We start from the raw sequence: 15,655 nt of genomic DNA on the forward strand, positions 1-15,655 counted from the left end.
CTGGCTAAGGCTTTATCCGATGGGATACTCTCGTACTGTTGGGTTTCGGCAACGATTCGATAAGACATCATCCGCAGAGAGCCTGCCAAATTTATACCCGCGGCGTCCCCTTGAGTACTTTCTGCCACTATCACCGAGCTGATCATGCTGATGAGTGCCATCAGGCTGATCGCGAACATCGCCGTACCCAAACGGGTGATGATAGACTTTTTTAGAAAATTCATTTGGGCTCCTGTCCTCAGAAAACGTCTGTACTCACAAAGAACCTGTGTGTTATCTGGTGTTTCTTCAGGATCGAATCAAGGTATCAAAAATACAAGGTAAAACATAAAGTTACAACTATTGCTGGTGGTACCACTAAAGAGGTATTGAGAGAAAAATGCACTAATTTCAGTGAGTTGTGTATTGATTTGGGTCAATACCCGTATGCGGTAGAGGGTTTAGCTTAGCAGCAAGTCCATAAACCGGATATTGACCAATGCCTCCCCAGGATACACAAAAACAGATTTCTGCCTTGATCATGAGCACCCTGCTTTTTGCGGCCTGTTTTGCAACCTGGACGCTTATTTCGGTTATTGGTCTGCAGATTAAACAGGATTTACAGCTGAGCGAAACTCAGTTTGGCTTGCTGGTGGCAACGCCGATTTTAAGTGGTGCCTTAGCTTGCTTACCGATGGGAATTCTAGCGGAGCGCTTCGGCGGTCGGAGGCTAATGTTGGGGGTGGTGCTGCTAGTGAGCATACCTCTGTATGGTTTCGCTTATGCCCAATATTACTGGCAATACCTGGCCCTCGGCTTATGTATCGGTTTTGTTGGTAGCACTTTTGTTATTGGTATCCATTATGTTTCATCCTGGGCTTCACGGGATAATCAAGGGCTGGCAATGGGGGTCTTTGGTGCTGGCAATCTAGGCGCAGCCCTGACCAACCTGGTGGCACCGCTGATTATTATAGCTTATGGCTGGCGTATGGCGCCGATTGCCTATGCTTTTGTGCTGGTACTGCTAGCGCTATTTTTCTGGTTGTTGACTCAGGATGACCCGGTGCATCAGCGCCGTAGTCAAGAGCGAAAGGCACTGTCTCTGGGCGAAATACTGACTCCGCTGCGGGAGCTGCGGGTGTGGCGTTTTGGTATGTATTATTTCTTTATGTTTGGTGGCTATGTCGCCCTGACTCTTTGGCTTCCAGATTACTATGTACATCACTATGGGTTTGATCTGAAAACCGCTTCATTCATTACTCTTTTATTCACTGTGCCGGGGGCATTAGCCCGGATACTCGGCGGCTGGTGTGCTGATCACATGGGTGCACGGCAAGTGAACTGGAGTGTTTTCTGGGTCTGCTTGTTTTGCCTTTTCTTTCTTTCCTATCCCCCGACCACGATGACTATTCATGGCTATGACGGAGACTTCACCTTTGCACTGGAGATGCCTGTTTGGTTGTTTACTGGGTTGATCATGGTGGTGGGTGTCGCTATGGGGTTTGGCAGCTCCAGTGTGTATCGCGTCGTTTACGATTATTACCCGGACCGTATGGGAACGGTAGGAGGCGCGGTAGGAATGCTGGGTGCGATCGGAGGATTTGTTCTACCGATTATGTTTGGTCTGGTGACAGACCTGTTTGGGATTCGTAGCGCCTGTTTCATGTTGCTTTACGGGTTGTTAGCGCTGTGTATGACCGTCATGTATTACGGCATCAACCGGCAAGAGAACCAAAATCGTTTACAAGAAGCTATCCGAAATAACTTCTTACAAGAAAAGCTTGATTCCTGATTGTTTGGCGTAGCACTGACTCACAGAGTCAGGGCTACGCCAACGCAGGTAGGGTTTGAAATCGTAGGCAGCAGGAGACGAACTCCTGACTGCTTTATTCTGGAGAGTCAGTTATGTCTGATATAAAAAAATGGGATGTCGAGAACGATAAGTTCTGGGAAGAAGAAGGGAGGAGGGTCGCCAATCGTAACCTATGGATTTCTATCCCAAGTTTACTGTCGGGATTCGCTGTCTGGTTGTACTGGGGTATTATTACGGTACAGATGCTTAATCTGGGGTTTGATTTTGATAAAGCGGAACTATTTACGCTTGCCGGTATTGCAGGTCTGACCGGAGCAACGCTGCGTATACCTAGTAGCTTCTTCATCCGTATAGCGGGTGGTCGGAACACTATATTTTTTACTACTGCATTACTAATGCTGCCGGCAGCTGGTGCAGGTTTCGCGTTGCAGGATAAGGATACACCACTATATGTATTCCAAATTCTAGCGTTTTTGTCTGGTATTGGTGGCGGTAACTTCGCCTCTTCAATGTCTAATATCTCTTTCTTCTTCCCTAAAAAGAAGCAAGGTCTGGCGCTGGGTCTGAACGCAGGTCTGGGTAACGCTGGTGTTACCACTATGCAGATCCTGATTCCGTTGGTGATGACATTTGGTATCTTCGGTGGTGAGCCGATGATTCTGGAAAACACCTCCGGTACGCTGATTGGTAAGATTCCTGCTGGATCTGAAACCTATATCCACAATGCTGGCTTTGTATGGTTAGTGCTGCTGATTCCTCTGGCTATTGCTGGTTGGTTCGGTATGAACAACATCCGTACCGATGCTGTTTCTCCCGATATCGGTTCTCCGCTTGGCTCTATGAGTAAGATTGCTGGTCTGTTACTGATCGGTTTCTTCACCGCCGCTTGTGGCCTGTACATCATCCTGCCAGCACCTATCGGTATTGGCGCACCTGGATGGGCTAAGTGGCCTGTCATCGCGGGTATTCTATTCTCAACCATCATGCTGATGAAGATGATTCCGGGTGATATTAAACCGAATCTTCAGCGTCAGTTTAAGATCTTTGATAACAAGCACACCTGGGTGATGAGTGTTATCTATACCATGACCTTTGGTAGTTTTATCGGTTACTCTGCAGGTTTTGCCTTGGCAATCAAAGTAGTATTTGGTTACCAGCACCTGATGGTTGACGGAGCAATGACACACAATGTTGTTAATGCTAATGGTCCGTCTGCTCTGATGTATGCCTGGATGGGACCTTTCATTGGTGCCCTGATTCGTCCAATCGGCGGTTGGATGGCCGATAAGATGGGTGGTGCTAAGGTTACTCAGTACTGCGGTATTGTTATGATCGGTAGTGCACTGGGTGTGGCATACTTCCTGAAAGCGGCTTACCAGTCTGATACTCCGGAAGTGTTCTTCGTACCATTCCTGTTGTTGTTCTTACTGCTCTTCGCTGCAACTGGTATCGGTAACGGTTCGACTTTCCGTACTATCGCCATGATCTTCCCGAAAGAACTTGCTGGCCCTGCATTGGGTTGGACTTCTGCGGTAGCCGCTTACGGTGCGTTCCTTATCCCTAAGATTTTCGGTGAGCAGATTAAACTGGCTACTCCTGAAAATGCGCTATACGGTTTTGCAGCGTTCTACCTTATCTGTTTGATTCTGAACTGGTGGTACTACCTGGGACCAAAAGCTGAATTTAAGAACCCGTAACTGGGGGAATATAACGGGGCCTTCGGGCCCCGTTTTTTTGCCCATGAGAAACCTTTACTATGTCTATCTGAAATAAGAGATCTCAATTCTTTTAGTCCGTAACACCCTGGATGCTCTCTGTGTCCTCTGTGATATAACCTCTCTTCCTCCACAGTGTTATCGTCTGATAATTAGACTTAGTGTGCTTCAAATCTTGGAAGCGTGATTAGGGTTGTTACAGGCTAGTACTAACCTTCCAGAATAAATTGTATACAAATTATTCATCAGGTTTGAGTAGCTGCCTTTCAATATCTTTAACCCTGTTTGTCACGGAATCTCTATCTTTCCAATACTTGAACGGCTTCGCCAGCATGTGAAAGTGGTGATGAAAGAGTGTGGTTAAGACGATTAAGCCTCCATCCTGTGTACAGAATTTAAGCTTTTCTGTATCATTCTTATACCTTTCAGCCATCATTTAAGTCGTAAACTTTACGCTTGTTGAGTCTTTTTCTGGCTGCGTTCTGGAGACAAAAAAGCTTTATGAGTCAGTTATCTGAAATGAAGAAAGTTGATATTAAGAAAGGCGGTAAAAAAACGCAGGATGATATTGTTTACGCGCATATCTTCGATGCGATCCTGGAGCAGCGTCTCGCACCGGGCACCAAGCTGAACGAGGAGTCCCTCGGTGAGATCTTCGGTGTAAGCCGGACGATTATCCGCAGGGCGCTATCGCGTCTTAGTTATGAACAGGTAGTGGTGATACGCCCTAATCGAGGGGCGGTGGTAGCCAGCCCATCGATTGAGGATACCCGAGGTATTCTCTTTGCCCGCAGAGTCGTGGAGAAAGCCGTTACAGAGTTGGTTTGTGATCATGCAGACAACGCCCAAATTGAGCAGTTGAAGAAGTGTGTTCGTGCTGAACAGACTTGCTTTGACAGTGGCGACCGGGCTGCCGGTATTCGCCTTTCCGGAGAGTTTCATCTGCTGTTGGCGGAAATGGCGAACAATCCACCGCTGCTCAGTTTCCAGCGGAGTCTGGTCTCCCTCAGTTCTCTGGCCATTGCCCAGTATGAGAGTAATGCTAAGTCACACTGTTCCTACGATGAACATTTCGAACTGATTGATGCGATTGCCAAAGGTGATAAGAATCTGGCGGTTCAGTTAATGATGCATCATCTGGATCATATTCAGGACAAGCTGAATCTTGATGGTGATGCTGCAACCAGTGATCTGAAAGCTATTTTCGCCAATGTTTGTAAGTAGTTATCTTTTAGATAGCGCCTATTAAACGCTCTGAGGGGCGTTTTTTTGTGGTGTGTCTCGGCTGTGTACCGGCTGTCCCATCGCAAAGGTATGCTTAACTGCTCGATCATCTCCGAGTGTCATCATCACAAACAGCCGTTCTTCCAGCGAAGAGGCCTGAGCCATTCTGTATTTCAGCAGGGGTGTCGCGTGGTAATCCAGAACTACAAAATCTGCATCAGTGCCCGGCTCAAGATTGCCGATATGTTGGTCCAGGGCCAGGGCTTGGGCTCCGCCCAGAGTGGCCAGGTAGAACGATTTAAACGGATGCAGTTTTTTACCTTGTAACTGCATCACTTTATAAGCTTCGTTGAGAGTCTGTAACATAGAAAAACTGGTACCAGCCCCGACATCGGTGCCCATGCCTACCTTTATTTTATACTGTTCTGCCTGGGGCAGGTTGAACAGACCGCTACCAAGAAATAGATTAGAGGTGGGACAGAAAGCGATAGCGGAATCGGTATCGGCCAGACGCTGGCACTCGTCTTCGCACAAGTGAACTCCGTGGGCAAACACGGAACGCTTACCTAATAGTTTATGGTGATCATATACATCGAGGTAGCCTGTCTGTTCCGGGAATAGCTCTTTAACCCAGGCGATCTCATTTTTGTTTTCTGATAAGTGGGTATGCATATACAGATCGTCATACTCAGTTAATAGCTTTCCTGCGATGGCTAGCTGTTCCGGGGTGCTGGTTGGTGCAAAACGCGGGGTGACGGCGTAGTGCAGGCGGCCCTTACCGTGCCAGCGTTCGATCAACTCTTTACTGTCTCTGTAGCTGCTATCAGGAGTGTCGATCAGACTCGGGGGTGCATTGCGGTCCATCATCACCTTACCGGCGATCATTCGCAGATTTTTCTGTTCGGCACAGCTAAAAAAAGCATCGACCGATTCCGGATGAACAGTGCCAAACACTAATGCTGTGGTGGTGCCGTTTCGCAGTAGCTCGGTGAGAAATATTTCAGAGACCTCTCGGGCATGTTGTTTATCGACAAATTTCTCTTCGGCGGGGAAGGTGTAGTTTTCCAGCCAGTCCAGTAGTTGTTCGCCATAGGACGCGATCATTCCGATCTGGGGATAGTGAATATGGGTATCGATAAAGCCAGGAATGATCAGCGCATTTTCATACTGTTGAACCGGTACTTCTGCAGGGAGGGTGTGTAACAGTTCACTGGCGTTGCCGAGGGCTCTGATTTTACCCTCTTCGACGATCACCAGACCGTCTTCAAAATAGCGGTAACTGTTTTCAATTCCCAGCTCAGCTGGGTCGCCCAGGCTGTCGAGGATAGCTGCACGGTATGCAGTTACAGAAATTGCTGTCATTCAGGTATCTCGGTGTTATTTATTAGTGTCTTTCTACGAGGGCTGCCCGGCATCTATATGGCCAGCCGTTCAACAATTGAGGCGTCTACAGGTGTTGATTGTTGATCGCTGCCAAAAGCGTCGTTGTAGTGGGCGATAATCTCGCCAGCAATAGATACGGCGATTTCGGCCGGGAGTTTTCCTTGTATTTCACCAATCCCTATGGGACATATCATCCGTGCAATCTGAGATTCAGTGAAGCCCTTTGCCTGTAATCGATGGCTGAATTTATTGCGCTTTGTTTTTGAACCGATCAGGCCAAAGTATTCAAAATCATTACGCTTCAGGATCGCTTCGGCAAGTGCCTGGTCTAGTTGATGGTTATGGGTCATGACAATGAAGTAACTGTTAGCGGGCAGGCTGTCTATCTCATCAACCGGATACTCGCTAACGATTTTTTCGACACCCTCTGGGATATTCGCCGGAAACTCACCTTCACGACTATCGATCCAGCGAATCTGGCAGGGCAGGCTTGCCAGTACGGGTATCAGGGCGCGGGCAACATGGCCTGCACCGAACAACGCGATCTGTACAGTACCGGTATTCAACGGCTCAAATAGCAGGGTTGTGGCGCCGCCGCAACATTGTCCCAGACTCGCACCCAGAGAAAAACGTTCCAGTCGTGGCTTGCTCTGTTTCTGTTCAAGCATCTGCCGGGCAATCTTAATCGCCTTGTATTCAAGGTGGCCGCCACCGATGGTATCAAACTGATGATCCTGGCTGACAACCATTTTGGTACCGGCGTTGCGAGGGGTTGAGCCGCGTTCATTCACCTGGGTGATCATTACCCCGGGGGTCGCGTCGGCATCGAGCTGATTCAATGCTCTTATCCACTCATGGCTCATCGGTACGCTCCGTTATCGTTATTCAAGATTCTGCTATTACAGCTTAGCTTTATACTGCTGAGTTTCCTGTACGGCCCAGAGCACACGTTCCGGTGTGGCCGGAGCGTCAATGGCCGGGCTGATCCGGTAATCGGCCAGGCTGGCGATGGCATCTTTTATGGCACAGAATACCGATATTCCTAACATAAAAGGGGGCTCGCCCACCGCTTTAGAGTTGTAGACGGTGTCTTCTTTGTTTTTGCGGTTTTCAACCAAGCGAACGCGGAAATCGATCGGCATGTCGGTAATAGCCGGGATCTTATAGCCAGCAGGACCGGTGGTCATCAGGCGTCCCTGATCGTTCCATACCAGCTCTTCAGCGGTCAGCCATCCGGTGCCCTGCACAAATGCCCCTTCAACCTGACCAATATCGATTGCCGGGTTCAGTGATGCGCCGACATCATGGAGGATATCAACCCGCAAAATCTTATATTCACCCGTCAGGGTGTCGATCACTACTTCGCTACAGGCAGCACCATAGGCAAAATAGAAAAAAGGACGGCCGCGGGCCTTGTCTCTATCGTAGAAGATCTTAGGTGTGCGGTAGAATCCAGTGCTTGATAGTGAAATCTGATTGAAATAGGCCAGCTGTATAAGCTCAGCGAAAGGCATCAGCTGATCACGAATCGCCACATAGTTATTACGAAATTCGATATCTTGCACTGATACTTCGAAGTGATGCGAGGCAAACTCAACCAGTCGCTGCTTGATAGTGCGCGCTGCATTTTGAGCGGCCTTACCGTTCAGGTCAGCCCCGGATGAAGCGGCGGTGGGCGAGGTGTTTGGCACCTTTTCGGTGTTAGTTGCGGCGATCTGGATGGTGTCGAAATCTACCTGAAACTCTTCAGCTACAATCTGGGCGACCTTGGTATTCAGTCCCTGTCCCATTTCGGTGCCGCCATGGTTCAGATGGATGCTGCCGTCAGTGTAGATGTGGATCAGCGCGCCGGCCTGATTAAGAAAGCTCGCAGTAAAGGATATCCCGAATTTTACCGGCGTCAGCGCCAGGCCTTTTTTCAAGATCGGGTTGCTGGCATTGTACTCTCTGATCTGTAGACGACGTTTTTGATAGTCACTGCTATGTTCTAGCTCGGCGAGCATCTCAGGCAGCACGTTGTCTTCCACTTTCTGATAGTAGTGTGTGGTGTCTCTGCCTTTATCACCGTAAAGATTATGTTTACGTACTTCCAGGGGGTCTTTACCTAAGCGCCGGGCGATATCATCGAGAATGATCTCTGGCATGATAACGCCCTGGGGGCCGCCAAAACCACGAAACGCAGTATTGGATGCCTGATTTGTTTTACAGCGATATCCGGTGATAGTTGCATCACCAAGGTAGTAGCTGTTATCGCTGTGGAACATCGCTCTGTCAACGATAGAGTCCGATAGATCCGGTGAACTGCCACAGTTAGCCGCCAGTTTCATCTCATAGCCAGTGATACGTCCATCGTTGTCAAAACCGACTTCGTACTGATTGAAGAACGGATGCCGCTTTCCGGTCATCATCATATCTTCCATGCGTGGCAGGCGAATTTTGGTTGGACGGCCTGTTAGTTTTGCAACTACTGCTGCGATGCAGGCCGGGCCTGCTGCCTGAGTCTCTTTGCCGCCGAACCCCCCACCCATGCGACGCATATCAATCTGAACTTTATTGAAAGAGATACCCAGTACAGCAGCTACCAGCTTTTGTACTTCGGTTGGATGCTGAGTGGATGAGTAGACAAGCACGCCGCCATCTTCGGTGGGGACGACCGAAGCCACCTGGGTTTCCAGATAGAAGTGTTCCTGACCACCGATATGGACGCTGCCAGATATCTTGTGTTTGGCTGTTGATAGCGCCGCCCCTGAGTCACCCCGTTTATGGGTATGAGGTTCGCTAACAAAATGATTGTTTTTCAGGGCCTGTTCGACACAGAGAACCGGTTCTAGTTCTGCGTATTCTACGATGGCTGCCATCGCCGCTTTACGAGCGGTTTCATGATCGCCTGCTGCAACAGCGAGTATCGGCTGGCCGTAATACTCAACTAAGTCTTCAACCAGTAGCGGGTCGCCGGGTTTGAGGGGGCCGATATCGACAATACCGGGGATATCTTTGGCGGTTATCGCAATGGTGACGCCGGGGAATGCGTAGCAGGGTGATGTGTCAATGCGGATAATCCGGGCATGAGCCTTTTCAGACATGCGGGCGTAGACGTGCAGTTGATTGGGAAACTCCAGGCGGTCATCGATATAGATCGCTTCGCCACTGACATGCTTAGCTGCACTTTCATGTTTAACGCTGCGGCCAACGCCTGTTTTTAGATCCTGTTGCGCCAGTGCCACGCTCTCGGCGTGGTTTTTTCCATTGTTCACGGGATTAAACATAGGCGGTCACCCGTGTTTCTACTTCTGGGGATTCAATTTCGACAAAGTAACGGGTCAGTAAGTTGGCTGCTACCAACATACGATATTCCTGTGAGGCCCGAAAATCAGAGATGGGACTGAAATCCTGTTGGAGTGCTTTTTTTGCTTTTTCAATTGTCGCCATGTTCCATGCAGCACCGGTTAGTACTTGTTCACAGAGGCTAGCACGTTTAGGAATGGCTGCCATACCGCCGAAAGCGATGCGGGCGGATTCAATTTTCCCATTAGTAATTTTCAGGTTAAAGCACCCCAAAACGGCTGAAATATCATCGTCGATACGCTTGGATATTTTATAACTGCGGAACTTGCCGTTGGTTGTTGAACGCGGGATTATTATCTTTTCAATGAATTCGCCTGGCTGCTGATCGGTGACCTTATAATCAACAAAATAGTCCTGCAGATCGATCGTGCGGCTCTGTTCACCTTTGCGGAGTACTATCTTCGCATCCAGTGCGATAAGCGCTGGCGGTGAATCGCCAATAGGTGATGCGTTGCCAATGTTTCCCCCGAGGGTTCCCTGATTCCGAATTTGCCGTGAGGCGAAACGGTGCAGTAGGGCGCCAAAATCAGGGTAATCACTATTCAGCGACTGGTAGCAATCGGTGAGTGATGCACCAGCCCCTAGCTCTATCTGATCATCATTCACGTTGATCTGTTGAAGTTCGGCGATATCACCGATATAGATAAGGGTTTCTATTTCTCGATGAAACTGGGTGACTTCGAGTGCCAGATCAGTGCCGCCGGCAACCATGCGTGCATCAGGATATTGCTCAAGCAGACTGGATAGTTCTGTTACATCAGTTGGGTTGAACGATTTTTTACTGCCATCGTTCAGTTCTGCTTGTTGCTGTGGTTGTATCTTGCGCAGTCTGGCAACCGTTTCATTCAATTCTGCCTCAAATATATCGGGGGTGTGATCGCCATACATCTTTTTTGCCGCGTCGATAATGGGGCGGTAACCGGTACAGCGACACAGGTTTCCACCCAGTGCTTCATTGATCTCATCTTCGCTTGGGTTACCGGTATTCTTACCCAGCGCAAACATCGACATAACAAAACCCGGAGTACAAAAGCCGCATTGGCTGCCGTGGCTGTCGACCATTGCCTGTTGGGCAGGGTGGAGTTGGTCTCCCTGTTTCAGGTCTTCTACAGTGATCAATTGTTTGCCATTCAGGGCTGAAATAAAGGTCAGGCAGGCGTTGATGCTTTTATAACGGATATGATTACCCTGGAGTTCGCCTAAAACAACGGTACAGGCACCGCAATCGCCTGACGCACAGCCCTCCTTGGTACCGGTTTTACCAAGTTTGGAGCGCAGATAATTCAACACTGTCATGTTGGGGTCTAAGTGTTGCTCACCCCGTAGTTCTTTGTTGACTAAGAACCTGATCAAGGCGGCCTCCTTTTTGACTAGGGTTGAGGTGTCGTTTTATGGGTATTCAATGATTAAAGTGAAACCTGACTTTTAAGTCAACATCGGGCTAAGCTCAATATTCTTATAGTTGGTTTGTCAGATAGGTTTATTGTCTTTCGATTAGGCTTTTACTTAGATAGTTATCCTTATTATTTTCTAATGTTAAGTAATATAGTCTAGATAAGATGAGTTAAGGGATTTCAAAAATATTTTATTAAATTGTATACACTTATTTATATCTATTTTGCTTTGCTATTTTTCAGGGCGATATGCTTGGAATGTAAGATTGATGCACTAAATAAAGGAATTTCAGCTTTCCTGTCTGCTCAATGTTAGTCGCTTATGGTCAGGTAAATAAAATTGTAATAGAAAAAATGTCTAAATATTGTATTTAATTATTATGAATATTGTAGACAATTAGTGTTTTGTGAAATAATTGACCGATTGGTTAGGTTTTCAATAAAACTGTAAAATCCCATGTGAGATATAGCCTGATCAGGGTTTACCGCTTCCTGTCGTTACCAGTGTAAAAGATCAGTAGAAACGTCAGTAGAGAAGTACGGCACTGTTTAAGGCCGTGATAGATAATAATGTTTGGTGGATGAGAATAAGTGAATAGTACCCGACGTATCTGGATTAAGGCGCCATTGGCCACTCTCGATAGTGACTGCGCTGGTGGCGTAGTGATTGAAAATCAGCTGATTACTGAGGTGCTTGCCAGTGGTGCACAGCCTGCAGAACCTGTTGACGAGGTGTTTGATGCCAGCCAGCATGTGATGTTGCCTGGACTGGTAAACAGCCATCATCACTTTTATCAGACTCTTACCCGTGCTTTTCCACAGGCATTGAATAAGCCACTGTTTCCCTGGCTTAAGAGCCTCTACCCAGTATGGGCGAAATTGGGTGAGGAGATGATTGAAGTCTCTACTCAGGTAGCCTTGGCTGAGCTGTTACTCTCCGGATGCACAACCGCCAGTGATCATCACTACTTGTTTCCCCGGGGGCTGGAAAATGCGATCGATATTCAGATGGCTCAGGCTGAACTTCTGGGAGTTCGGGTGCATCTGACCCGGGGCTCCATGAGTCTGGGTGAAGAGGATGGGGGGTTGCCGCCTCAGTCTACCGTACAGGATGAAGATACTATTCTGGATGATAGTGAAAGGCTGATTCAGCGCTATCATGACCCTGATGCCGGTGCTATGTCCCGGATCGCGCTGGCACCCTGTTCGCCTTTCTCTGTGAGTGAAAGCCTGATGACCGCCAGTGCAACCCTGGCGGAAAAATATGATGTGCGGCTGCATACGCACCTTGCAGAGACCCATGACGAAACAGATTTTTGTATCCAGATGTTTGGCCTGCGGCCACTGGATTATCTTGAGAAAGTAGGCTGGTTGAGTGATCGGGTGTGGCTGGCCCATGGTATTCATTTCGATGAAGATGAAATTCGTCGTTTAGGTGAGGCGGGTACCGGGATTAGTCATTGCCCGACATCAAATATGTTACTGGCTTCTGGGCTATGTCCGACTCTGGATCTTGAGCGGGCGGGTAGCCCGGTGGGCTTGGGGGTCGATGGTTCAGCTTCTAACGATGGCTCCAACATGATTCAGGAGGTGCGTCAGGCGTTCCTGTTAGGGCGGCTGCGTTATGCGGCATCGGAAATTACCCATCAAAAAGTTCTGTCCTGGGCGACCGAAGGTTCAGCCCGTTGTTTGGGGCGTGATGACCTCGGCGCTCTAAAAGTGGGCATGCAGGCAGATATTGCGCTGTTCAAACTGGACGAACTGCGTTTTGCTGGTGCTGGAGACCCGTTAGCAGCGCTGGTGCTATGCGGTGCACATCAGGCGGATCGAGTGATGGTGGCGGGTCGCTGGAGAGTTATCGATGGCCGTATTGAAGGGTTTGATCTTAATGCATTGATCGAACGGCAGAAAAAACTGGCCCGGCGACTTGCTCTTTAAGTTGGAACGGCTAGTCTGAAAGCCTCTTTTGTAACCGCAACAGATTGACTGACAGAGTGAACTAAATGGTTAACAAAACCTATCTTGATGCCCAAACATTGCTGGAAGACTCCTTTCGATTGGGAGCACAGATAATCAATGATGGTTTCAAACCCACTTATATTATTGCTATCTGGCGGGGTGGTACACCTATCGGCGTCGCCGTACAGGAGTTTCTCGCATACTACGGTATACAGAGTGATCATATCGCTATACGAACCTCGTCATACGCCGATGAGATCGACCAGCGGGCGAAGAAGGTCAAGGTTCATGGGATGGATTATCTGATCAAAAATATTCAGGCCACCGACAGTCTGCTTATCGTTGATGATGTCTATGATACAGGGCTGACAATTCAGGCAGTGATCGCAGAACTCAGGTCGAAATGTCGCTTGAATACACCGGAAGATATTCGTATTGCTGTGCCTTATTTTAAGCCCACCCGAAATAAAACCGGGGTCGATCCTGAGTATTACCTTCATGAGACCGAAGCCTGGTTGAAATACCCGCATTCACTGGAAGGGCTGACTGCTGAAGAGCTTAAAGAGCATCGCCCGGAACTGTTCGATATTATCGGCCATCTGATTCCGAAAGCGGATTGATCGGTAAATTACCCTGACTATTCCCGTCTGAGAAGGTGAGTATTGTGGAAAAACATTTTATTACTGAACAGGAATTGATTTGCGATTCTTTTCGTCTGGGTGCGCAGATTTTTGAAAGTGGTTACCGTCCCGATTTTATTGTCGGGATCTGGCGTGGCGGTAGTACCGTTGGTATCTACGTGCAGGAGTGCCTGCAGTACCTGGGAATAAAGACCGATCATATCTCGATCAGGACATCCTATCGGGGGCTACCAGGTTATCAGGAGATGATTGATGGTGAAGCAAGTATCAAAGCCCATGGGCTGCGCTACCTGCTCGAAAACCTGAACCGTAACGATAAGTTATTGATTGTTGATGATGTATTTGGTTCAGGCAAAAGTATCGATGCCGTGATTCAACAGCTGTCCCAGCGCGCTAAGCGCAATATGCCGGAAGATGTAAAAGTGGCAGTTCCCTGGTTTAAGCCGGAAAATAATCTCACCGAGAGAGAACCGGACTTTTATACGCATACCACCGATAAGTGGCTGGTGCTGCCTTACGAAATGGTTGGCCTGAGTGAATCAGAGATCTTCGCTAATAAGCCTGGTTTACAAGGGATTATGGAGACAGTTAGCCGCTAATTTTCTTCAAATTGAGAATGAACTGTAATCATCCTCACTAAACAGCCAAAAATCCTTTATCATATGCGCCCGAGAATTTGGGGAAGCTGTGAAAATAAAGTCTCTAGTGACTTAGAATGCCTGCAGATAATAGATTGGGCTTATTCACACCTTCCTTGGCTATAGCAAGGCATACAGAGGATTTACCATGAAGTTTTCAGCATTAGATCTGGCTCCTGAGATTCAGCAGGCTCTGGATGCCTGTGGCTATAGCCAGATGACGCCGGTTCAGGAGCAGGCCATTGTTCCGGCCCGACGGGGTAGAAATATATTAGCGAATGCCCAGACCGGTACCGGTAAAACGGCGGCATTCAGCATACCTATTTTGCAGCAGATCTCTGATCGGCCTAAGCCAACTGAGTCCGGTTGTCCTCGGGCACTGATTCTGACACCTACTCGTGAATTGGCCGAGCAGCTGGCTGAAACCATTAAGCGTTATGCTCAGTTCATGCCATTAACCGTTACTGCGTTATATGGCGGCGTAAACATGGATGGTCAGCGTAAGAAGCTGAAAGCCGGAGTCGATATTGTTATCTCTACACCGGGACGTTTGCTTGAACATGTAGTGCAATGCAATGTCAGTCTCGCCAAAGTTGAGTTTGTGGTATTGGATGAAGCTGACCGGATGCTGGATATGGGCTTTATCGCCGATGTGAGTACTCTGCTACAACAGACTGCCGAAAAACATCAGACTTTGATGTTCTCCGCAACCGTTACCCCGACGGTTAACGTTTTTGCTAAGAAACTGATGGCTCGCCATGATGTTATCCGTGTAGCAAAACAGAATGCCACCGCTGATACTGTGGAACATGTAGTTTACCCGGTAGAAGAAAAGCGTAAGGCTGATCTGTTTGCGGAACTGATTAATAAACATCAGTGGTTTCAGGTGTTGGTGTTTACCAGTACTAAGGCGCAAGCAGATTCCCTAATGGTTGATCTAAAGATCGATAATATTTCAGCTGCGATCTGTCACGGTGACAAAACTCAGGGTGCACGTCGTCGTGCTATTGCTGACTTTAAAGCGGGAAAAATTCAGGTGCTGGTGGCTACTGAAGTCGCGGCTCGTGGATTGGATATTCAGGGTCTGGAGCTGGTGGTGAACTTCAATCTTCCCTACCTGGCAGAGGATTATGTACACCGTATTGGTCGTACCGGCCGCGCCGGAGCAAAAGGTAAAGCGATCTCTTTTGTTAGTCGTGAAGAGGAGCGGGCACTGGATGATATTGAGCGTCTGGTCGGTACGCGTATTGAACGTATCTATATGCCAGGCTTCGAGGTAGGCAGCCGGGATAACCTGCGTAAACAGCTGAGTAAAAAGAGCCATAAACCCCGGACTAATAAAACCGGTCGTACTAAGATTGTTCGTACTAAAGGCGGTACGGTGAAACCGGCAGCTAAGAACAAGAAGAAGTAAAAATAAACGGTGGCTATAACGTCGTAAAAACCCCGCTTCTAGATTTCTGGCGGGGTGTTCGATCCAACCTGAATGGTATATAACATTGCACTGAACTGTTTGTAGAGTTCCTTATCAAAGGCTAAAGATAAATAGCTTTTGGTGGCTCAC

The 15,655-nt window shown here is 48.2% G+C and carries 12 protein-coding genes; 7 read left to right on the forward strand and 5 right to left on the reverse strand.

The window, feature by feature from the left end:
* A partial coding sequence (locus QZZ54_RS12470) for a type IV pili methyl-accepting chemotaxis transducer N-terminal domain-containing protein (protein ID WP_290703017.1) occupies nt 1–224 on the reverse strand: 224 nt, incomplete at its 3' end.
* Nucleotides 225–478: 254 nt separating this feature from the next.
* Here QZZ54_RS12470 and QZZ54_RS12475 point away from each other — a divergent pair.
* The 3 genes from QZZ54_RS12475 (at nt 479) to QZZ54_RS12485 (ending at nt 4,731) form a co-directional block, all read left to right on the forward strand.
* Nucleotides 479–1,771: a nitrate/nitrite transporter gene (locus QZZ54_RS12475; protein ID WP_290703018.1), complete on the forward strand. Its 1,293-nt coding sequence runs from the start codon at nt 479–481 to the stop codon at nt 1,769–1,771.
* Nucleotides 1,772–1,884: 113 nt separating this feature from the next.
* Nucleotides 1,885–3,489, forward strand: coding sequence for an MFS transporter (locus tag QZZ54_RS12480; RefSeq protein ID WP_290703019.1), 1,605 nt, complete (start codon nt 1,885–1,887; stop codon nt 3,487–3,489).
* Between the two features lie 519 nt (nt 3,490–4,008).
* Entirely contained in the window at nt 4,009–4,731 is a 723-nt protein-coding gene (locus tag QZZ54_RS12485) for a GntR family transcriptional regulator (protein WP_290703020.1), read from the forward strand.
* A 21-nt stretch (nt 4,732–4,752) separates the two neighbouring features.
* Here QZZ54_RS12485 and guaD read toward each other — a convergent pair whose 3' ends face one another.
* Genes guaD through xdhA form a run of 4 tightly spaced genes read right to left on the reverse strand, consistent with a single transcriptional unit; the run spans nt 4,753 to nt 10,812 of the window.
* The gene (gene guaD, locus QZZ54_RS12490; protein ID WP_290703021.1) at nt 4,753–6,093 is read right to left on the reverse strand and encodes a guanine deaminase; all 1,341 of its coding nucleotides are present in this window, start codon (nt 6,091–6,093) and stop codon (nt 4,753–4,755) included.
* A gap of 53 nt (nt 6,094–6,146) precedes the next feature.
* Nucleotides 6,147–6,977 carry a xanthine dehydrogenase accessory protein XdhC gene (gene xdhC, locus QZZ54_RS12495; protein WP_290703022.1) on the reverse strand — a complete coding sequence of 277 codons (831 nt, stop codon included), beginning with the start codon at nt 6,975–6,977 and terminating at the stop codon, nt 6,147–6,149.
* A 36-nt stretch (nt 6,978–7,013) separates the two neighbouring features.
* A complete protein-coding gene (gene xdhB / locus QZZ54_RS12500; protein WP_290703023.1) occupies nt 7,014–9,380 on the reverse strand; it encodes a xanthine dehydrogenase molybdopterin binding subunit in 2,367 nt (788 codons plus the stop codon).
* A complete protein-coding gene (gene xdhA / locus QZZ54_RS12505; RefSeq protein ID WP_290703024.1) occupies nt 9,373–10,812 on the reverse strand; it encodes a xanthine dehydrogenase small subunit in 1,440 nt (479 codons plus the stop codon). Before xdhA ends, xdhB begins: the two co-directional genes overlap by 8 nt.
* Before the next feature lie 632 nt (nt 10,813–11,444).
* Between xdhA and QZZ54_RS12510 the strand changes: the two genes are divergently transcribed.
* The 4 genes from QZZ54_RS12510 to QZZ54_RS12525 all read left to right on the forward strand — a co-directional run bounded on the left by QZZ54_RS12510 (nt 11,445) and on the right by QZZ54_RS12525 (nt 15,505).
* Nucleotides 11,445–12,791 (forward strand): 8-oxoguanine deaminase, encoded by a 1,347-nt coding sequence (locus tag QZZ54_RS12510; RefSeq protein ID WP_290703025.1) that lies wholly within the window; start codon nt 11,445–11,447, stop codon nt 12,789–12,791.
* Between the two features lie 65 nt (nt 12,792–12,856).
* A complete protein-coding gene (locus QZZ54_RS12515) occupies nt 12,857–13,432 on the forward strand; it encodes a phosphoribosyltransferase family protein (RefSeq protein WP_290703026.1) in 576 nt (191 codons plus the stop codon).
* A gap of 44 nt (nt 13,433–13,476) precedes the next feature.
* Nucleotides 13,477–14,052 carry a phosphoribosyltransferase family protein gene (locus QZZ54_RS12520; protein ID WP_290703027.1) on the forward strand — a complete coding sequence of 192 codons (576 nt, stop codon included), beginning with the start codon at nt 13,477–13,479 and terminating at the stop codon, nt 14,050–14,052.
* 187 nt (nt 14,053–14,239) lie between these two features.
* Nucleotides 14,240–15,505, forward strand: coding sequence for a DEAD/DEAH box helicase (locus QZZ54_RS12525; RefSeq protein WP_290703028.1), 1,266 nt, complete (start codon nt 14,240–14,242; stop codon nt 15,503–15,505).
* Nucleotides 15,506–15,655: the final 150 nt, after the last annotated feature.

This window comes from Amphritea sp., from assembly GCF_016744155.1.
Classification (GTDB): Bacteria; Pseudomonadota; Gammaproteobacteria; order Pseudomonadales; family Balneatricaceae; genus Amphritea.

Excerpts from the sequence above, each read along its gene's own strand:
- guaD (WP_290703021.1), bottom strand. The coding sequence starts at position 6,093 with ATGACAGCAATTTCTGTAACTGCATACCGTGCAGCTATCCTCGACAGC.
- QZZ54_RS12515 (WP_290703026.1), top strand. The coding sequence starts at position 12,857 with ATGGTTAACAAAACCTATCTTGATGCCCAAACATTGCTGGAAGACTCC.
- QZZ54_RS12525 (WP_290703028.1), top strand. The coding sequence starts at position 14,240 with ATGAAGTTTTCAGCATTAGATCTGGCTCCTGAGATTCAGCAGGCTCTG.
- xdhC (WP_290703022.1), bottom strand. The coding sequence starts at position 6,977 with ATGAGCCATGAGTGGATAAGAGCATTGAATCAGCTCGATGCCGACGCG.
- QZZ54_RS12485 (WP_290703020.1), top strand. The coding sequence starts at position 4,009 with ATGAGTCAGTTATCTGAAATGAAGAAAGTTGATATTAAGAAAGGCGGT.
- QZZ54_RS12475 (WP_290703018.1), top strand. The coding sequence starts at position 479 with ATGCCTCCCCAGGATACACAAAAACAGATTTCTGCCTTGATCATGAGC.
- QZZ54_RS12480 (WP_290703019.1), top strand. The coding sequence starts at position 1,885 with ATGTCTGATATAAAAAAATGGGATGTCGAGAACGATAAGTTCTGGGAA.
- xdhB (WP_290703023.1), bottom strand. The coding sequence starts at position 9,380 with ATGTTTAATCCCGTGAACAATGGAAAAAACCACGCCGAGAGCGTGGCA.